The 19,299-nt window shown below is 71.4% G+C and carries 18 protein-coding genes; 11 read left to right on the forward strand and 7 right to left on the reverse strand.

The window, feature by feature from the left end; translation table 11 throughout:
* Positions 1-230: 230 nt before the first annotated feature.
* From bagY to bagB, 4 genes are all read right to left on the reverse strand, one after another.
* Entirely contained in the window at positions 231-1,337 is a 1,107-nt protein-coding gene (bagY, locus tag ACZ6SQ_RS05145; protein WP_469556856.1) for a LuxR family transcriptional regulator BagY/FevT, read from the reverse strand.
* Between the two features lie 159 nt (positions 1,338-1,496).
* Positions 1,497-1,859 (reverse strand): SAV_915 family protein, encoded by a 363-nt coding sequence (locus ACZ6SQ_RS05150; RefSeq protein ID WP_469556859.1) that lies wholly within the window; start codon positions 1,857-1,859, stop codon positions 1,497-1,499.
* Positions 1,860-1,863: 4 nt separating this feature from the next.
* Positions 1,864-2,970, reverse strand: a complete 1,107-nt coding sequence (gene bagC / locus ACZ6SQ_RS05155) for a bagremycin/ferroverdin biosynthesis 3,4-AHBA synthase BagC/FevH (RefSeq protein WP_469556861.1) — start codon at positions 2,968-2,970, stop codon at positions 1,864-1,866.
* A gap of 18 nt (positions 2,971-2,988) precedes the next feature.
* A complete protein-coding gene (bagB, locus tag ACZ6SQ_RS05160; RefSeq protein ID WP_469556862.1) occupies positions 2,989-3,762 on the reverse strand; it encodes a bagremycin/ferroverdin biosynthesis DhnA-type aldolase BagB/FevI in 774 nt (257 codons plus the stop codon).
* Positions 3,763-3,920: 158 nt separating this feature from the next.
* On the opposite strand from bagB, the gene bagA reads away from it, so the two are divergent.
* The 6 genes from bagA to bagI all read left to right on the forward strand — a co-directional run bounded on the left by bagA (position 3,921) and on the right by bagI (position 11,158).
* Positions 3,921-5,519, forward strand: coding sequence for a bagremycin/ferroverdin biosynthesis tyrosine ammonia-lyase BagA/FevW (gene bagA, locus ACZ6SQ_RS05165; protein WP_469556864.1), 1,599 nt, complete (start codon positions 3,921-3,923; stop codon positions 5,517-5,519).
* Complete coding sequence (bagE, locus tag ACZ6SQ_RS05170; RefSeq protein WP_469556866.1) at positions 5,516-6,844, forward strand: bagremycin/ferroverdin synthetase BagE/FevW; 1,329 nt, start codon at positions 5,516-5,518, stop codon at positions 6,842-6,844. Before bagA ends, bagE begins: the two co-directional genes overlap by 4 nt.
* Positions 6,845-7,167: 323 nt before the next feature.
* Positions 7,168-8,553: a bagremycin/ferroverdin biosynthesis FAD-dependent oxygenase BagG/FevA2 gene (gene bagG / locus ACZ6SQ_RS05175; RefSeq protein ID WP_469556868.1), complete on the forward strand. Its 1,386-nt coding sequence runs from the start codon at positions 7,168-7,170 to the stop codon at positions 8,551-8,553.
* Between the two features lie 119 nt (positions 8,554-8,672).
* Positions 8,673-9,044 carry a bagremycin/ferroverdin biosynthesis copper chaperon BagZ/FevE gene (gene bagZ, locus ACZ6SQ_RS05180; protein ID WP_469556869.1) on the forward strand — a complete coding sequence of 124 codons (372 nt, stop codon included), beginning with the start codon at positions 8,673-8,675 and terminating at the stop codon, positions 9,042-9,044.
* A gap of 34 nt (positions 9,045-9,078) precedes the next feature.
* The gene (gene bagH, locus ACZ6SQ_RS05185; protein WP_469556872.1) at positions 9,079-10,002 is read left to right on the forward strand and encodes a bagremycin/ferroverdin biosynthesis o-aminophenol oxidase BagH/FevF; all 924 of its coding nucleotides are present in this window, start codon (positions 9,079-9,081) and stop codon (positions 10,000-10,002) included.
* A gap of 166 nt (positions 10,003-10,168) precedes the next feature.
* A complete protein-coding gene (gene bagI, locus ACZ6SQ_RS05190) occupies positions 10,169-11,158 on the forward strand; it encodes an AfsR/SARP family transcriptional regulator BagI/FevR (RefSeq protein ID WP_469557206.1) in 990 nt (329 codons plus the stop codon).
* A 192-nt stretch (positions 11,159-11,350) separates the two neighbouring features.
* Here bagI and bagJ read toward each other — a convergent pair whose 3' ends face one another.
* The 3 genes from bagJ to bagL all read right to left on the reverse strand — a co-directional run bounded on the left by bagJ (position 11,351) and on the right by bagL (position 14,744).
* Positions 11,351-12,709 carry a bagremycin/ferroverdin transporter BagJ/FevB gene (gene bagJ, locus ACZ6SQ_RS05195; protein WP_469556874.1) on the reverse strand — a complete coding sequence of 453 codons (1,359 nt, stop codon included), beginning with the start codon at positions 12,707-12,709 and terminating at the stop codon, positions 11,351-11,353.
* Positions 12,706-14,130, reverse strand: coding sequence for a bagremycin/ferroverdin biosynthesis FAD-dependent oxygenase BagK/FevA1 (gene bagK, locus ACZ6SQ_RS05200; RefSeq protein ID WP_469556876.1), 1,425 nt, complete (start codon positions 14,128-14,130; stop codon positions 12,706-12,708). Before bagK ends, bagJ begins: the two co-directional genes overlap by 4 nt.
* A gap of 173 nt (positions 14,131-14,303) precedes the next feature.
* A complete protein-coding gene (gene bagL / locus ACZ6SQ_RS05205; RefSeq protein WP_386380463.1) occupies positions 14,304-14,744 on the reverse strand; it encodes a MarR family transcriptional regulator BagL/FevM in 441 nt (146 codons plus the stop codon).
* A gap of 60 nt (positions 14,745-14,804) precedes the next feature.
* Here bagL and bagM point away from each other — a divergent pair, with 60 nt between their 5' ends.
* From bagM to ACZ6SQ_RS05230, 5 genes are all read left to right on the forward strand, one after another.
* A complete protein-coding gene (gene bagM / locus ACZ6SQ_RS05210) occupies positions 14,805-15,452 on the forward strand; it encodes a bagremycin/ferroverdin biosynthesis UbiX family decarboxylase BagM/FevK (protein WP_469556879.1) in 648 nt (215 codons plus the stop codon).
* A complete protein-coding gene (gene bagN / locus ACZ6SQ_RS05215; RefSeq protein WP_469556880.1) occupies positions 15,449-16,954 on the forward strand; it encodes a bagremycin/ferroverdin biosynthesis UbiD family decarboxylase BagN/FevL in 1,506 nt (501 codons plus the stop codon). Before bagM ends, bagN begins: the two co-directional genes overlap by 4 nt.
* Before the next feature lie 285 nt (positions 16,955-17,239).
* Positions 17,240-18,325, forward strand: a complete 1,086-nt coding sequence (locus ACZ6SQ_RS05220) for a prephenate dehydrogenase (protein WP_386380460.1) — start codon at positions 17,240-17,242, stop codon at positions 18,323-18,325.
* 261 nt (positions 18,326-18,586) lie between these two features.
* Entirely contained in the window at positions 18,587-18,883 is a 297-nt protein-coding gene (locus ACZ6SQ_RS05225) for a hypothetical protein (protein ID WP_469556882.1), read from the forward strand.
* A complete protein-coding gene (locus ACZ6SQ_RS05230; protein ID WP_469556883.1) occupies positions 18,880-19,278 on the forward strand; it encodes a PIN domain-containing protein in 399 nt (132 codons plus the stop codon). Before ACZ6SQ_RS05225 ends, ACZ6SQ_RS05230 begins: the two co-directional genes overlap by 4 nt.
* Positions 19,279-19,299: the final 21 nt, after the last annotated feature.

Below are 19,299 nucleotides of genomic sequence, written 5' to 3' on the forward strand. Positions count from 1 at the left end.
CGGGGCTGCTCGCCGTCGTGCAGCTCTCCCCAGGGCCTGTCGTCAGACTCCCGTCGTCGCCCGGAGGGCGGCCCTGCGGCGTCAGGTGCGTGCGCTGGGGGAGTGCCGGGTGCAAGCCCTCGTACCGGACGTACTCGGGCTTGCACCCGGTGCGGCGAGTGGGGGCACCTCCCGCGAAGTGGGGGAGCGTGCAGGGCGTCGCGGGGCAGGCGGGAGTTCGACGACAGGCCCTAGTCCCGCCGACCTGCCGAGGCCGGGCCCATGGGCTCGTAGTACTCGGTGAACAGCTGGCCCACCAGCTCGCCGCGGCTGGTCACGCCGAGCTTCTCGAAGATCGCCTTGATGTGGTCGCGCACGGTGTGCGGCGACAGATGGAGCTCCTCGGAGATGCCCCGGGTGGACAGGCCGCGCGCCACCCGCTGGGTGACCTCGAGCTCGCGCTCCGACAGCTCGTAGGCCTGCACGACGAGCGGCGTGACATCGGAGACCGGGGCGCGTTCGATGATCACCGCGGAGACGCCCACCCGTCCGTCGGCCTCCCGCAGACAGGACCCGTGGCACACCAGCCAGCGGCCGCTGCGGGTGCGCATCCTGATCCGCGCGGGCTCGCCGCCGCGCCCCTCCGCGATCGCCCTGGCCCGCATCGCGGTGCCGTGCGCCCACAGCGGTACGCGGATGCCGAGCGCGGTGAGCGAGGCGGGACCCTCCGGCATCTCCTCCAGATAGCGCCGCGCCTCGTCGTTGGCCGAGACGAGGGCGCCACTGGCGTCGAACAGGAGCAGTCCGGTGCCGGTCGGAGCGTCACCGGAGGGCTCGGGGCGCTGCTTGGCGTACGCCCTGAGCAGGCGGGCGATCGGTGTGCCCAGATCCTCCAGGAAACGGCGCTCCCCGGTCTTGAACTCGGCTCGCCCCTTCTCGCGGAACAGGCTGACGTACCCGTGCGGCCGGCCGTCCACGCGCAGCACGGCCCGCAGCTCGTCGTGCACCCCGCGCGGCGCCAGGAAGCCCCGGTACAGGGAGCTGCGCTCGGGCTCGCCCCCGGTGGTCTCCCACAGGCTCGCCACCGGCACCGGCGCCAGCGCGAGGTCCCGGAACAGGTTGATCTTCTCCGTGAACAGCTCGTACTGCCAGTACACGGCGCAGCTGTGGTCCTCGACGTTCTCCGCGAAGATGGGTGAGGTGACCATCCCGGTCTCCGGGTCCGTGGCCCGCCAGACGGCGGCGTCGTACGGGACCACCCTGCGCAGTTGCGTCGCGAGCGTGCTGAACAGCGTGTGCGGGCTGTCGGCACGTCCGGCACGTGAGATGAGTTCGTCGCGACCGATGGCGGTGGGCATGCTCCGGCACTCCGTTCCGGGGTGGCCTAGGGTCCCTCTCCCACGGCGATCCGCCAGAAGGGTCCTAGAGAAGTTGAGGTAGGCCTGCCTTTCTCGAACTGATTACCACCGTACGCTACTTGGCGGTTCGAGGCCGGTGACGGCGGCCGGAGCCGGCCGTCACCACACCTCGTCCGGCAGCCACTGGACGTGCCGCGGCACCCCGGCGAGCACGGGCCCGTCCGCGTGGACGTCCGGGGCCGGCAGGTCCGCCTCCTCCGGCATCCTCGGCATCTCCGGGCCGACGTAGAGCGGGTCGACACGGATCTCCTCGATCTCCAGCGGCCTCAGCAGCGCCAGGAGCGCGGGCCGGGACAGCCGGATCCACCGCTGGGTGGGCCCCAGCGCCGCGTGGAGCCGTTCCTCGCCGGTGAAGGCGAGGCCGACCCGCTCCTGGCCGGCGCCCGGCCGGGCCGTACGCACGACGGCCGGCGCGCCGTCGAGGTCGTGGGCCCGGACCGGGACGAACAGAAGCGCGTCCACTACGTCACGTCTCGAGGCAGAACTCGTCGAGCGGGTAGCCGACGTGCCGGTCCTCCGTCGGCAGGAAGCCGAGCACCTTGTCGCCGGGCTTGAGCTCGGTGCTGTTGAGGACCTTGCCACCGGGGCCGAGCACCCGCACGTGCCAGTCGTCCTGGAGGATCAGGTTGACCTCGCGGCCGTCGGTGGAGACCGCGTTCACCGAGATCAGCGGCCTGGTCTCGATCTTGACCCGGCCGACGGTGACGAGCCGGGTGCGGCCCTCGACGTCGGCGGCCACGATCTTGCTGCCCGCCTTCAGCTCGCTGAGGTAGTTGGTGCGGCCGTCCTTGGACAGCGTGTACGAGTGGATGGCGCCGGCGTTCACCCGGAACGGGCGGGTCGGCATGTACGGCAGCGGGTGGGTCTCGCTGACGCAGAGGATCATGCCCTTGGAGTGCGACCCGACCAGGATGCCCTCGTCCTTGCGGAAGTAGGTGCAGGTGTCGACGCAGGCGCGCTCGCCCATACCGACGTGCTCGGTGCTGACGACCTCGAGCTCGGTCAGGGCCAGGTCGGGGGTCTCGGCGTTCACCACGGTCTTCAGGGCGGTCGCGTCGCCGACCCTGCGGGGCGCCATCATGACGCCGTCGGAGCCGTGCTCGAGCACACCGAAGATGATCTCGGCCTCCTCGACGTCGGCCGCCACCGTGATCAGGCTGCCCCGGGAGGCGGCGGACGCCGCGATGACGATCTCCAGCGGGATCTTGGTGGGATCGCGGAACAGCAGCAGGCTCCACTGCTCGGTGCGCGCCGACTGGCAGGCGTCCTCCAGCGTCTTCGCGTCGATGATCTCCACGAACCGGCCGAACTCGAGGCCGGGGTGCTTGATCGCCAGCTCGGCGGGGGTGATCTTGTGGAAGTCGGGGTCCACGATGACCACGGTGGCCTCGCCGAAGTCCTCCGGGAGGGCCTTGCCACGGGGGAACAGCACCTTGGTCACGGTCGGGGGCAGACCCTCCAGCGCCGCCGGGTCCGCCGCGACGATGCCGTCGATCCGCTGATGCAGCGCCTCCTGGACGATGGCGTCACGGGCCTCGTCGAGGTTGCGGATGTCCAGCCAACTGAGCTTCATGCGTAGGGCTCCTAGAAGTCACTCACTGTGGATGAGGTCGGCCAGCTTCGCGGCCATGACGCCGGGATCGGGCGCCTCGAAAACGTTGCGGCCCATGGCCACACCTGCGACGCCCGCGCTCAGCGCCTCGCTGACGTGGGCCAGGACCTGGCTCTCGTCCTCGTTGCGCGGACCGCCGACGGTGATGACCGGGACGGGAGAGCGGGAGGTGATCTCCTTCATCTCCGTCACCGAGCCGACGTACGGGGCCTTCACCAGGTCGGCTCCGAGATCGGCGGCCAGGGTCACCGCGTGCGCCACCAGGGCGGGGTCGCGCGGATCGCTGATCCTGGGGCCGCGGGGGTACATCATCGCCAGCAGCGGAACGTTCCAGCGGTCGCAGGCGTCGGCGACCGCCGCCAGGTCGGATATCTGCCGCTGCTCGCCGTCCGAACCCAGGTTGACGTGCACGCTCACCGCGTCCGCGCCCAGCCGCAGGCTCTCCTCCACCCCGGCCACCAGGTACTTGGCGTCCGGGTCGGGAGCGTGCACGGTGCCGGCGCTCAGATGGACGATGAGCGAGGTGTCGGCGAACCAGGCGGGATCGACGTGCCGGAGACTGCCCTTGTGCAGGACGATCGCGTCCACCCGGTTGGTGGCCAGCCGGCCCACCAGCGCGTCGAGCCCCTCGCCGCCGGTGATCGGTCCCTGGCTCACCGAATGGTCCAGCGGCACGATCAGCAGCCGTTCGGAATCGTTTCGGAAGAGGCGCCGCAGGCGGAGTCGCCTACCGAACGCGCCATTGGCGATCATGGGATTCCTCATTTCTCCGTGCCGGTCATGAACCAACCCTGAAGAGGGCGGGTTTCTTCGGCATCTCGTCCACATATCGCGGGCCGTGCGTTTCCGATATCGACGGGAAACATCAGCGGTCAAGACTCGTGGGTAACCGGCGAGAAAGGTGTCCACAAGTGACGACCATAAAGATTGACGGGCACGGTCTGAGCATCGGTCAGGCCGTGGCCGCCGCCTCCCGCGAAGGTTCGGAATTCACGGTCTCGGAGGACGCGCTCACGGCGATGAACGCCTCCCGGAACCTGAAGCTGGAGATCCTCGCGACCGGCAAGCCCATCTACGGGGTGACGACGGGCTTCGGTGACAGCGTCAACCGGCAGATATCGCCGGAGAAGACCGCACGGCTGCAGAACGAGCTGATCCGCTACCACTTGAACGGAACCGGCCCGCTGGCCTCCGACGAGGTCGTGCGCGCCACCCTGCTGATCCGCGCGAACTGCCTGGCCCGGGGCAACTCCGGCGTCAGCCTCCCCGTCGTGGACCTGCTGCTGGACTTCCTCCGGCACGACATCCTGCCGACCATCCCCGAGCGCGGCTCCGTCGGCGCCAGCGGCGACCTCGTCCCGCTCTGCTATCTCGCCTACGCGCTGACGGGCCAGGGCGAGGTGCGCCACCGCGGCGAGATACGCCGGGCCGCCGATGTGCTGGCCGAGCTGGGCCTCGAACCCGTGACGCTGGAGGCCAAGGACGGTCTCGCGCTGATCAACGGCACCTCCTTCAGCTCGGCGTTCGCCGTCCTGAACACCGAGGCGGCGGCCGGGCTCGCCGACGTGGCGGACATCTGCACCGCGCTGGCCAGCGAGGGCATGCTCGGCAACCGGGGCCACTACGCGCCCTTCATCCACAACGAGAAGCCGCACAGCGGCCAGGGCGCCAGCGCCGCGCTCATCCACCACCTGCTCGAGGGCTCCGAGCTCGCGATGACCTACGACCAGGTCGTCGACCTGAACGACCCGCTGGACGGCCGGCACTACCAGAAGCTCACGCGCAGCATCCAGGACCGCTACTCGCTGCGCTGCGCCCCGCACGTCAACGGCGTGCTGCGGGACATGCTGGACTGGGTCCGCACCTGGATGACGGTGGAGATCAACTCGTCCAGCGACAACCCGCTGTTCGACCCCTCCACGGGCGCCGTGTACAGCGGCGGCAACTTCTACGGCGGGCACGTCGTCACCGCGATGGACTCGCTGAAGACTGCGGTCGCCGGGATCGCCGACCTGCTCGACCGTCAGCTCGCGCTCCTGGTCGACGAGAAGTTCAACAACGGCCTCACGCCCAACCTGATCGCCCGGGTGGACGACGACGACACCGAGGCCGGGCTCCAGCACGGCTTCAAGGGCATGCAGATCGCGTGCTCGTCGCTCACCGCCGAGGCGCTCAAGCACGCGGGCCCGGCCTCCACGTTCTCCCGCTCCACCGAGGCGCACAACCAGGACAAGGTCAGCATGGCCCCGATCGCGGCGCGCGACGCCCGCAACGTGATCGAACTGACCCGTGAGGTCGCGGCCATCCATCTCCTCGCCGCCTGCCAGGCCGTCGAGCTGCGCGGCGTCGACGAGATGAGCCCGCGCACCAGGGCCGTGCACACGCGCATCCGCAAGGAGGCCCCGTTCGCCGCCAAGGACCGGCAGATGGACGGCGACATCGCCGCGGTCGTGGAGATGATCTCCTCCGGCGCCATCACCGAGGCCGCGCGGGTGGGAGGGGACCTGTGACCGTCGCCCCGAACGCCGAGGCGGCCGGTTCGGGACCGGCGCCCGGCGCGCTGCCGGCCATCGGCGACTGGAAGAGCTTCGACGAACTGCGGGCACTGCAGCGGGAGCGGATCGGGCCGATACTGCGGCAGGCCCTCGGGTCGCCGTTCTACGCGAAGCGTCTGCGGCCCGGGCAGGAACTGTCCGAGGTGGGGCTCACCGGGAAGTCGGACCTGCGCGACAGCTACCCCTTCGGCATGCTCGGCGTGCCCAGGGAACGCGTGGCCACGTACCACGAGTCCAGCGGCAGCACCGGCAACCCCACCCCCGCCTACTTCACCGAGGCGGAGTGGACCGATCTGGCCGACCGGTTCCTGCGCAAGACCGTCCCGCTCGGTCCGCAGGACACCATGCTGGTGCGCATCCCCTACGGGCTGGTGCTCGCCGGGCACATGGCCCACTGGGCCGCCATGCGCGGCGGCGCGACCGTCGTCCCCGGCGACTGCCGCTCCCTCGCGGTGCCCTACTCCCGGGTCGTGCGCGTGCTGCGCGACCTGGAGGTGACGCTGACCTGGTCCACCCCGAGCGAGGCCCTGATGTGGGTCGCGGCGGCCAAGGCGGCCGGCCACCCCGCCGACTCCTTCAAGTCGCTGCGGGCGCTGTACGTGGCGGGCGAGCCGATGAGCGGCGCGCGCCGCCGCCGGATCGAGGAGATCTGGGGCGCCCCGGTCATCGAGGAGTACGGCTGCACCGAGGTCGGACCGCTCGGCAGCGACTGCCCGTACGGCCGGCTGCACTTCTGGGCCGACCGGGTGCTGCCGGAGATCTACGACCCGCAGACCGGCGAGGTCACCGCCGAGGGCACCGGGCAGCTGGTCATCACCCCGCTCTACCGCGAGGCGATGCCGCTGGTGCGCTACAACCTCGAGGACCTGGTGGAGCTGCGGTACGAGGACTGCCCGTGCGAGTGGAAGCTCCCGACCGTGCGGGTGATGGGCCGGATCGGCCAGGGCCACACGGTCGCCGGGCGGCGCATCGGGCAGGTCCAGGTGGAGGAGCTGGTCTACCGGCTCCCGGCCTCCTACGGCGTGCTGTTCTGGCGGGCCAGGGCCGAACAGGACCGTCTGGTCGTCGAGATCGAGGTGCCCGGCCCGCACGGTGCGGACGCCGCGGTGGCGCTCGCCGCGTCCGTCGAGGCGGAACTCGGGGTGCCCTGTGTGGCCGGCGCGGTGCCCGAGGGCACGCTGGTGCCGACCGCGCTGCTGGCGGAGCAGCTGGACGCCATGAAGCCGCGGAAGCTGTTCGGGCCCGACGAGGACTGGGCGCAGGCCGTCGTCCGGGGCTGAGACGGGGTGATCGTGGTCGTCGCGCGGTCCACGGCGTGGGACCGCGCCGCGCTCGTGGCGCGGGCCCGGCCGGCCGGCGGCCGGGCGGACCCGGGGTAGCCGGCTCGGACCGGCGGCATGAAGAGGTTCGACGCGCTCGTCCCGTCCGGGCCGGGCGCGGCCTCGTGCTGTCCGTCGTCCGTCGGCAGCACGGGCGAGGGCTGCCGGGTCCGCCTCGGAGGCCGGTCGCCCACATCCTCCTCAAACGGGGGATGGGATGCGGCCCGCCCGGTTGGAAGAGTTTTCCCGTCCCGACAAACAACGGGGTCCGGGAGGACTTGAGGATGACCACAGGCAAGAGCATCGTGAAGCCGGACACGGCGGAACTGTCCGAACGGCTCCGCGGACGGGTCCTGCTGCCGGGAGACGACGGCTTCGCCCAGGAGCTCAACGGGTTCAACCAGATCACCGAGCACTCCCCGGAGCTGATCGCGGTCGTGGCCGGGGCCGGGGACGTGCGCGAGGCCGTGGCCTTCGCCGCCGCCCGCGGGATGCCGGTCGCCGTCCAGGCCACCGGCCACGGCCCGTCCGTCGCGGCGGACGGCGGGCTGCTGATCAGCACCCGCCGGATGCGGGGTGTGAGCGTCGACCCCGTCACGCGGACCGCCCGGGTCGAGGGCGGCACCCAGTGGTTCGAGGTGGTCGAGGCGGCCGCCGAGCACGGTCTCGCCCCGCTGAACGGCTCCTCCCCGCTCACCGGGGTGATCGGCTACACCCTCGGCGGCGGACTCGGGCTGATGGCCCGCAGGTACGGCTACGCCGCCGACCATGTCACCGCCGTGGAGATCGTCACCCCCGACGCCCGGTCGCACCGGGCCACCGCCGACCAGGACAGCGACCTCTTCTGGGCCGTGCGCGGCGGCAAGGGCAACTTCGGTGTCGTCACCGCGCTGGAGTTCGACCTCGTACCGGTGTCGCGGCTGTACGGCGGCGGACTCTTCTTCGCCGGCGAGGCGGCCTCGGACGTCCTGCACGCCTGGAGCGCGTGGACCGCGACCGTACCGGACGAACTCACGTCCTCCCTGGCCCTGTTGCGGCTGCCGGACGTCGAGGCGATCCCGCCCTTCCTGCGCGGCACGCTGACCGTCCACATCCGGATCGCCTACCTGGGCTCGGCGGAGGACGGGGACAAGCTGGTCGCGCCGCTGCGCGCATCGGGCCCGCTGGTCTTCGACACCCTGGCCGACATGCCGTACACGAGGTGCGGGGAGATCCACAACGACCCTACCGAGCCGATCCCCTACAACGAGCGCTCGTCGATGCTCCGCGAGCTGGACGGCACGGCGATCGACGCGCTGCTGGAGCTGGCCGGTCCGGGCGCCGACTGCATCGACCTGGTCGTGGAGCTGCGGCAGCTCGGCGGCGCGGTCGGGCGGCCGCCCGAGGTGCCGAACGCCGTCGACCACCGTGACGCCGCGTTCGCGCTGTCGACCCTCTCCCTCCCCGACAACCGGCCCCCGCTGGTGGTGGACGGCATGGCGGCGTGGAGCACCGGGCGCCGCTATCTCAACTTCCTGGCCAGTCCTGACACCGCGCAGCTCGCCGAGAGCGGCTACGAACCGGCCACCTACGCCCGGCTGGCCGGCATCAAGGCCCAGGTCGATCCGGACAACCTCTTCCGGTTCAACCACAACATCGTGCCGCGTCCCGCCGGTTCGGCCCAGGACTAGCCAGGCGGCACCGCCGTGCCGCGGCACCACCGTCGCGATAGCTCATCGATATATCCCCCTGGAAGGCTGGCGCGGGTCGCATACCACTGTTTGGCGAATTGTCAATCGGGAGGACAAGAGTGAAACGACGTGACGTGATGAAGGGCATGGCGGGCGCCGCGGCGGTCGCGGCGGTGCCCGCGGCCGTCATCCACGCGGGCAACACCTGGGCCGCCGCGCACGACGACGCGGCCGGGACGCGGTCGGCCGAGGAGTCCGCGGACCTCTACACCGAGCAGTACAAGGGCCGCACGATCACCGTGTCGCAGAGCACCGAGAAGGTGCACATAGACGGCAAGGAACTGCACCTCATGAAGCTGGGCGAGGGCGCCTACCTCAGCGCGATGTGCCACTACCGGTTCGAGCCGACCCCGCTGGCCGCCGGCCGCCAGGCGGTCGACGAACTGCGCGGCGCGAACCTGCTGCCGTCCGGCGGCCACCACCATGCCTGACCCGGCAGCGAGAGAACCGAGAAGGAAGAAACCCATGGTTCCCGTCCGCAAGAACCACCTCGACATGACCGCCAGGGAGAAGCGGCGCTTCATCCGCGCGCTGCTGCGGGTGAAGGAGACAGGCGTCTACGACGAGCTGGTCCGGATCCACATACAGATCAACTCGGGCGACTACCTGGACAAGGACGGCGGCGTCGGCAAGCGCTGGGGTCACATGAGCCCGGGCCTGTTCCCGTGGCACCGCCAGTACCTGCTGGTCCTCGAGCGGGCGCTCCAGCAGTTCGACCCCAGCGTCACCATCCCCTACTGGGACTGGACCAGGGACCGGAGCCCGGACTCGCCGCTGTGGGCCGACGATTTCATGGGCGGCAACGGCCGGCCCGGCGACCGCAAGGTCATGACCGGCCCGTTCGCCCGCTGCAACGGCTGGAAGCTCAACGTCAGCGTGGTCCCGGTCGGCGACGAGCACCCCGCGTTCAACGGCCACTACACCGCGGACGACCGTGACTACCTCGTCCGCGACTTCGGCACCACGAACCCCGAGCTGGGGACGGCGAAGGAGCTGGAGGACACCCTCGCCATCCCGACGTACGACACTCCGCCCTACAACTACACCTCGGGCTACGGAAGCGAGACACAGTCCCTGCGCAACCACCTGGAGGGGTACGCGAAGTTCCCCTACGAGGCCAACCTCGGCAAGCTGCACGGCGCGGGCCACACCTGGGTCGGTGGCCACATGCTGTACATCGGGTCGCCCAACGACCCCATCTTCTTCATGCACCACTGCTTCCTCGACAAGGCCTGGTCGATCTGGCAGCAGCAGCACCCGGACGTTCCGCAGTACCTGCCGGTGGAGGAGCACCCTGACGTCCCCTCGCTGCACACCGAGCTCGCGCCCTGGTACACGATGACGCCCGCCGACCTGCTGGACCACACGAAGTTCTACCGCTACGAGTAATATTTCCCGGGGGGACCAGGAAATACCTCGCACCTGCTTCGCCGCGCCGACTACCAAAGTTGCCATCGACATTCACATAATGCCGATGGCAGCTTTGTTGGCGCGGTCACGGGCGTTCGGTCGCCCGCGCTTCAACTTTCGCACATCACTGCACGGGGGTATGGATATGTGCGCCGAATATGCGTTCCGAATACTTGGCCCGCTGCTCGTGACGAACGGCGGGGAAGAAATCGAGATAAGCGGAACCCGCAGGCAGAAGTTATTAGCCGCGCTGCTTCTGCAGCCGAATCAGATGGTCAGCCTCGACCGGCTCGTCGACGCGATGTGGGACGACCAGCCACCCGCGTCCGCCCACGGACAGATCCGTATCTGCGTCTCCGGCCTGCGCCGGATGCTCGGGGGCAGTGAGCGCGACAGCGTGATCGAGACGCACCCGTCCTGCTACCGGATCAGGGTGCACGACGACAACCTCGACCTGTTCACCTTCGAGCGCCTGGTCTCCCAGGGGCGGGCCATGATCCGCGACAACCAGCTGGAGCGCGCCGAGAGGCTGCTGCGGTCCGCTCTCGGGCTGTGGCGCGGTCCGGTCACGGCGGGCATCGAGAGCCCGGCGCTGGCCGCCCTCGTCGTCAGGCTCCACGAGGAGCGGCTGACGGTACAGGAGGAGTACTTCGACGTGGCCCTGAATCTGGGGCGGCACCAGCAGATCATCGGCGAACTCACCGGTTTCGTCACCGACAACCCGTTCCGGGAGCGCGCCTGCGCCCAGCTGATGCTGGCGCTCTACCACTCGGGCCGCCAGGCGGACGCTCTGGAGACCTTCCGCACCGTCAGGACACGGTTCTCCGAGGATCTCGGCATCGAACCGGCCCGCGATCTGCGCGTCCTGCACGAGTCGATCCTGGTGGGGCGGCTCTCCCCGGTGGGACCGCGTCACTCGGACGTCCTGGCGCCCCCGGCACGCCCGCAGGGGAACCAGGCCTGTCCGGCCGGTGTCACCCTGCTCTCGCGGACCTCGCCGAACACCGTCGCGGCCGACCGGATGGAGCAGCTGCGCCAGGAGAACGACCAGCTCCGCGTGGAACGCGACGGGCTGCGGCGGATCCTGTCCGCGTTCCTGGACCTCAACTCCGAGCCCGGCGCCCCGGCCTGCTGACCCGGCGCACGACAACGCCCCTCCCCCGGTTCCCGTCGGAGCGAACCAGGGGAGGGGCGTTCTCGTCTCTTCGCCGGGGCGGTCCTGGGCGCCCTCCGGCTCTTCGCCGGCGCGGTCCGGGGCCTTCCCGCTCTTCGCCGACGCGACCCGGGGTCCCTCCCGCGGGAGGGGCCCCGGCCGCGCGCGGTGCGCTCAGGCCTCCTGCTGCGCCAGGGCGGGCGGGAGCATCAGGGCGACCAGACCCGCGAGCAGCGGCAGCGCCGCGACGACGGCGAGCGCGCTGGTGAGGTCCATGTGCTCGGAGAGCGTGCCGGCCGCGGCGGAGCCGATGCCGCCGCCGACGAAGAACAGCAGGTTGAGCACGCCCATGGCGCCACCGCGCTGGGCGGGCTCGAGACGGCTGGACAGCACGGCGGTGGTGAGCACCTGGGTGGCCGCGAACGTCGCCATGCCCATCGACGTGCCGATCAGCATGACGACGATGCCGCCGTCGACGACGCCGACGGTGCCCAGGAACACCGCGCAGCTCACGGCGGCCCCGGCCAGCAGCAGGCTGCCGCCCTTGCTGGCGGTGAGCTTGCTGGCCACGCGGGCGGCCACCGCGCCGACGACCGCGCCCGGCAGCAGCCAGGCGCCGATCTTGAACACGCCCCAGCCGTACTGCATCGTCAGGATCTGCGGCACCGCGTACATGGCGGCGAACAGCCCGGCGTACCCGCCCACGCCGATGACCGCGGAGACCAGGAAGGTCCGGTCGGTGGCCAGGTCACGCGGAAGGAACCCGTCGGGCCGCTTGCCGATGTGCATCACCAGGCCGGCCACCGACAGCACGAGGAGCACCGCCAGCGCGACGACCAGCGGGGTGTCGAGGTCGAGGGAGGACGCCTGGATGAGCAGCAGCAGCGAGGTCGCGCCGGTGCCCAGCAGCACACCGCCGAGCACGTCGACGGCCTTGCCGTAGCCCGGGCGGGCCGCCGCGAGCTCCAGGCAGAAGGGGACCAGCAGCAGCGAGAGCGCCGGCAGCACCAGGGTGAGCCGCCAGTGCATCCAGTCCGTCACCATGCCGCCCATGAGCGTGGCGGTGGAGGAGAAGAGCGCCATGGACGCCCCGAAGATCCCCAGGATCTTCGTACGGAGTTCGGGCGCCGCCGCCGACGCGAGCGTGAGGGCGCTGGAGGTGATGGCGCCGGAGCCCGCCGCCTGCACGAACCGGCCGGCGATCAAGGTGCCGAAGTTCGGGGCGACCAGGCACAGCACCGCGCCGACGGCCAGGAACAGGGCTCCCGTGAGGAGGCTGTTGCGCACACCCCACTTCTCGGAGAGCCGTCCGAAGAACGCGGTGCCCACGCCGAGCGCGAGGGCGTGCGCGGTCAGCACCCAGCCGGCGACGGCCGGGCGGACCTCCATCGACATGGCGACGTCGGGCAGGGCCACGCCCGCGGCCGTCACTCCGAAGATCACGGGACCGAAGAGCGCGCCGAGCCTGAGTCCGGTCGAAGCCGCGCCCTGTGCGGTTCGCGGCGGGGCCTGCACCGCGCTGTTGGTCGTCATCGAGAGTCTTCCCTTCGAGGGTTCGTGAGGTGTGCCGGACCGGCGGCTTCGGGGGGCCGAAGGCGCTGTGCACGCGGCGGGATGTTGTGGTTGAACCGGAAGAGGTTCTCCGGGTCGTACCGGGACTTGATCTCGCCCAGCCGCGCGTAGTCGGCGGGCGTGTAGCCCCGCTCGGCCAGCCGGGCGGTCGCCGGTCCGGTGAGGAAGTTGAGATGGCTGCGGCCCGTTCCCCGGTGCGCCATGCCGTCCACGACGTGTCCCGTACCTGTCCCCGGCGGCCCGAGCGTGGTCAGGCAGTACGCGGCGTCGCGGTGGTCGACCGCGCCCGGCACCTCGGCCGGCCGGCCGAGGGCGCCGCCCATGTGCCGGAGCTCGACCATGAAGTCGGCGCAGTCACTGCCGGGGCCCGCGAGGCGGAGCAGGTCGTCGGCCGCCCCCGGGCCCAGCTCGCGCAGCATGGCGGAGCGTTCGTCGTAGGGGACCGGGAGCGCCGGGTCGTCGTGGATGTCCGCGAAGCGGGTGTAGGGCATCTCCCCCAGCGTGTCCACGAGCGTCGGGGCGATCCCTCGTAAGGGCTTGACCAGCCGCTCCCCCTCGTCGCCCGGGCCGAGGTGGGCGACGCGGACGTGCACCACGAGCCGGCCGCGCAGGAAGGGCGGGACGGGCTTGCGGTCGGGCATCCGCAGCAGCGCCAGGGAGGAGGCGGTCTCCTCCGGCACGGACTCGGTCCACGACCGCCAGGCGTGCAGCACCTCGGCGGCGCTGTCGCCGGGGAAGTAGAGTCCGCCACCGTAGAGCCGGGTCACCGGGACGAGTCCGAACTCGACGGCGGTCACCACGCCGAAGTTGCCCTTGCCTCCGCGCAGCGCCCAGAAGAGGTCCGGGTGCCGCCGCGCGGTGGCGGTGCGCGGCAGTCCGTCGGGGGTGACGATGTCCACCGCGGTGACATGGTCGGCGGCGAAGCCGTACGCGCGGGACAGCAGCGCCAGTCCGCCGCCGAGGGTGTAGCCGACCACTCCCACCAGCGGCGAGGAGCCGCTCAGCGGGGCGAGTCCGTGGGCGGCGGCCGCGTCGACGACCTGGTGCCAGCGCGCGCCCGCCTCGGCCCGGGCGACCCCGGCGACGGGGTCGATCGTCACTCCGGCCATCCGGCGGACGTTGATGAGCAGTCCGGTCCCCTCGGTGACACGTGCGGGGCCGTGGCCGGTCGCCTGGACGGCCGTCGGCAGATCCGTCTCGGCGGCGAAGGCGACGGCCTTGCGCACCTGTGTCGCGTCCCGTGCGCCGAGGACCATCGCGGGCCGGTGCCGCGAGACCCGGTTGGATCCGGCGACCTCGTCGGCGTAGCCGTCGTCGCCCGGTCCCAGCACCGGACCGGAAAGGCGGCCGGCGAGCCTCTGCACGGTTGCCGGTCTGTACATGCGTCAGCCCTCCCAGGCGGAGCCAGTCGGTTCGCTGATCACACTTCCAGCGCCGGCTCCGAGGGCCCATCCCTCCATTGAGGGGAGCTGCCGGTCAGCGGCGTGGACCCCTGGATTCCGGCCACCGGGGTCCGCGCGCGCCGACGGGAGGGCTGCACCGTCATGCCAAGGGGCTACACCGTCATGTCACCCAGGACGCGGAGCATCTCGACCAGTTGCCCCATCCGCCGCTCGCCCAGCAGGTCCTGCACGCGCGCGTGCAGGCGCGCGGCCTCCTCGGCCGCCTCGGCCAGCCGCAGGCGGCCGGTGGCGGTGAGGGAGACGATGCGTCGCCTGCGGTTCGCCGGGTCCATCTCCTTGGTGACCAGACCGCGCGCCTCCAGGCGGTCCAGCAGGACGGTGAGCGTGGAGCGGTCGACCGCCGCCAGGGCCCCCAGCGCGGACTGGTCCAGGCTGCCGTGGTCGTCCAGGGCGAGCAGCACCGCGAACTGAGGACCTGTCAGGTCGGGCAGGCGCTGCTGCCACAGCGTCGTCCACGCCTGCCCGGCCCGGCGCAGCTGATGCGGCAGCGCCTCTTCCAGTTGCGGCCGGGGTCTGGGGCTTGTGTTCGTCATGACGGGCAGTATATTCAGTACAAGGATATTCCGTACACGGAAGATTGGCGGAGGCAGGAGATGCGGCTGATCGTGGGAATGACCGGCGCCACCGGAGCGGTGCTGGGCGTGCGACTGCTCACCGAGTTGCACAAGAACGCGCAGGTGGAGACGCATCTGGTGCTCAGCCGCTGGGCGCGGGTCACGGTGGAGCTGGAGACCGGCCTGAGCTCCCGCGAGGTGGCCGCGCTGGCCGATGTCACCTACTCGCCCGAGGATCAGGGGGCGGCGATCTCCTCCGGCTCGTTCCCCGTCGACGGCATGGTGATCATCCCCTGCAGCATGAAGACGCTGGCCGGCATCCGGGCCGGGTACGCCGAGGGCCTGCTGGGCCGCGCCGCCGACGTGACGCTCAAGGAGCGGCGCCGCATGGTGCTGGTGCCCAGGGAGACCCCGCTCAACGAGATCCATCTGTCGAACATGCTGGAGCTCTCCCGCATGGGCGTCTCGATCGTGCCCCCCATGCCCGCCTTCTACAACCGGCCGGAGTCGGTCGACGACATCGTCGACCACATCGTCGTCCGCGTCCTCGACCAGTTCGGGCTCGAGGCCGCCAAAGCCCGGCGCTGGGACGGCTTTCCGCGGCCGCCGCAGGAGCGGGCGGGCCTCGCGGCCGACGTCCCCGCGTTACGCCACAACGGAACGAAGCAGAGGAGCACCCGTTCATGACCAGCCCCACCACCGGCCCCACGGCCGGGCCGGTGATCCGGTTCGGCGAGCTGCGCGGTTACCTCGACGCGCTGGAGTCCCTCGGTGACCTGCACCGCGTCACTCGGCCGGTGAGCGCCGACCTGGAGGCCGCCGCGATCACCCGCCTCTCCTGCGAACGGCAGTCGCCCGCCCCGCTGTTCGAGAACGTGGAGGGCGTCGCGCCGGGCTTCAGACTGCTCGGGGCGCCGGCCGCGCTCAGCGCCGCCCCCGGCAAGCCGCTGGCCCGGGTCGCCCTGTCCGTCGGACTGCCCGCCGGGACCACCGCGGCCGAACTGGTCGACCACCTGGCCCGCACGCGCGACGCGCGGCCCGTCCCCCCTCGGCTGGTCGCGCGGGAGGACGCGCCCTGCAAGCAGAACGTGCTGCTGGGCGACGACGCCACCCTCGACCGCTTCCCGGTGCCCCGCGTCCACGAGTTCGACGGCGGCCCCTACGCCAACACCTGGGGGATCATCGTCGCGAGGACACCGGACGGCCGGTGGACCAACTGGTCCATCGCCCGGATCATGCTGATCGACGGCAAGCACATGACCGGCCTCGTCATACCGGCGCAGCACATCGGCATGATCTGGCAGGAGTGGGTGAAGATCGGCGAGCCGATGCCGTACGCGCTGGTGCAGGGCGGCGACCCGGCCATCCCGTTCGTCGGGGGCGTCCCACTGCCTCCGGGGGTCGACGAGGCCGGCTACATCGGGGCGCTGCACGGCGAGCCGGTCGACGTCGTGCGGTGCGAGACGGTGGACCTGGAGGTGCCCGCGGGCGCGGAGATCGTCATCGAGGGGCATCTGTCGGTGGGCCGCGACGCGCGGGAGGGGCCGTTCGGCGAGTTCGCAGGCTACGGCTCCACCGAGACGTCGATGCAGCCGGTGTACACGGTCGAGGCCATCACCCATCGCGACGACCCGATCTGGCCGCTGGTGGCCGAGGGCCGGCCGGTGGACGAGTTCCACACCGTCACCGGCGTCGGCCAGGCGGCCGAGGTGCTGGCGGAACTGCGCGCCGCCGGGATTCCGGTCACCACCGCCTGGTCACCGCTGCGCGCGGCGTCGCACTGGATGGTGGTCACCGTCCCGCAGGACTGGCGGGAGCGACTGCCCCACGTGAGTTCGGCCGAACTCACGCACCGGATCGGCAAGGTCCTCTCCGAGTCCCACTCGGGCCGGGCCACGGCGGCCACCTTCGTCCTGGACGACGACATCGACCCGGCCGACGACACCGACCTGCTCTGGGCGCTCGCCACCCGGATCCACCCGCTGGACCGGTCGGAGGCGTGGTACGGCTTCGTCCACCCGCTGCTCAACTGCTACACGCACGACGAGCGCGCCGCCCAGTCCGGCCCGATCGTCTTCCACGACGGCCTGCTGCCCGCCCCGGGCGAGGGCCGGCTCCCGCACAGTTCCTTCGCCCAGGCGTATCCGGAGCACATCCGGCGCCGGGTGCTCGAGCACTGGGACGACTGACGCTCCGCGCGCGCCCCGGTGTACGCACGAACGGCCGACGCATCCTCGCCCGGACCGGCGTGGTCCTGGTGAAAGGTCCCTCCGAATCTGGACGGAGCACGTGAACACTGAGCAGCAGCATGACGGGTTCATAGCCCGGTTACGCGACAGGGCGACCCGGCCCGGGGACGCGCACGAAGGGCTCGTAGCCCGCCCACGCGGCACGGCAGCCCGGCCCGGGGACGCGCACGAAGGACGCGTAGAGGTGTCGTGCGACCTGGCGGCCCGGCCCGGGGACGGCGTCCGATGAAGACGGCCCTGGTCGTGGGAGCGGGGCTGATCGGTACGTCCGTGGCCCTGACGCTCGCCGGGAGCGGAGTCACCGTGTATCTGGCCGACCGGGACCCGGACCGGGCCCGGACGGCGGTGGCCCTCGGCGCCGGCAGCGACGAACCGCCGCCCGGCCGCGTCGACCTCGCGCTCGTGGCGGTCCCACCCGCGCACACCGCCTCCGTGCTGGCCGAGGCCATGCGCGCGGGGGTGGCACGCGGGTACGCCGACGTCGCCAGCGTCAAGGGCGGGCCCCGGCGCGAGCTGGAGGACCTGGGCCTCGACCTCCGCTCCTACATCGGCACGCATCCGATGGCGGGCAAGGAGAGTTCGGGCCCGCTCGCGGCGAGCGCCGAACTCTTCGAGGGCCGGCCCTGGGTGCTCACACCGATGCCGGACACCGACGTCGAGGTGCTGAACCTCGCCCTCGAACTGGTCGCGCTCTGCCGCGCCGTACCCGTGATCATGGACGCGGCCGCCCACGATCGGGCGGTCGCCCTGGTCTCGCACACGCCCCAGCTCATCTCCTCGATGGTGGCCGCACGGCTGGAGGCCGCGGACGAGACGGTGGTGCGCCTGTGCGGCCAGGGCATCCGCGACGTCACCCGGATCGCGGCCTCCGACCCCCGGATGTGGATCGAGATCCTCTCGGCCAACCCGGCGCCCGTCGCCGAGGTGCTGGCGGGGGTGGCGGCAGACCTGGAGGAGACGGTCGAGTCGCTGCGAGCCCTGCAGTCCGCCGACGAGGCCAAGCGGCGCGGCGGCGCGGCGGGCATCGAGGACGTCCTGCGCCGGGGCAACGCGGGCCGGGTGCGGGTGCCCGGCAAGCACGGCGAGGCGCCGGCCTCCTACGAGACGGTGGCCGTCCTCATCAGCGACCAACCGGGCGAACTGGCAAGGATCTTCGCGGACGCCGGACGCGCGGGGGTCAACATCGAGGACGTCCGCATCGACCACGCGACCGGCCAGCAGGCGGGCCTGGTACAGCTCATGGTCGCCCCGGCGGCGGCTCCGGCCCTGAGCGCGACGCTCAGCGAGCGGGGGTGGTCGATCCGGCGGTGAGGGGTGGGGCGGGAGCGTACGGCGCTGCCTCACCTCGCGGCCGGCGAAGGATCCAGGAAAGGATCCAGGAGAGGAGGTCGCGTTGATTGCCGGGTGAGCAGACACCCCGCCCTGAACCGGTCCGGCGTGGGAGCTTTGCCACCAGCGGGGTCAGCCGGTCCCGCTCTCCTACCAGCGATCTCAGCCGCCGTTTGCACTCGATCGTGCGGGACGCCTGCTGCCGGTTGGCTGCCTGATCGGACCCTCGGTATGGTCGATGGTATGGCAACCAAGAAGTACACCGTGACGCTTCCCGAGGAGCTCGCCGAGGCCATCCGGGCCGAAGTCGGTCCCGGCGGCTTCAGCCGTTACGTCACGCACGCCATAGAGCGCCAGCGGGAGCGGGAGCGTCTGCACGAAGCGGTGGGGTGGTGGGAGTCCGAGTACGGGGAGATCACCGAGGCGGAACTGGCCGAGGTCGAGGCCGAGCACCGCGACCTGGAGCGGCAGCACGCCGAGCGGACCGGCGCCGGCGAGACCGGTGAGCAGCCCCACGGGCGGAAGCGGGATGCCGCGTGACCGGAAACCGGGTCTACGTGCTCGACAGCGAAGGGCTTTCGCAGTGGGTGCGCGGAGAGCGTCGCATGGGCGCCTACCTGAAGCACGCCGACGATGCGGGTATCCCGGTCGTCACCACCTCGATGACCCTCGTCGAGGCTTACGACCCCACACGCCACCTCCCCAAGTGGCACTGGGCTCTCTCCAAGATCCGCGTCGAGCCCGTGACGGAGGAGATCGCCAAGGAGGCGACCGGTCTCCTGAAGGAAACGGGCCTGCACGGCCACAAATACGCCATCGACGCAGCCCTCGCCGCCGTCGCCCTGCGGCAGCCCGGCCCGGTCACCGTGTTCACGTCGGACGAGGACGACATGCGCAGGCTGTGCGCCGATCGCGTACTGGTCGTCAAGCTCTGAGCGGGAGACGACTCGTCCCCC

Source organism: Streptomyces sp. NPDC048600, assembly GCF_055587025.1.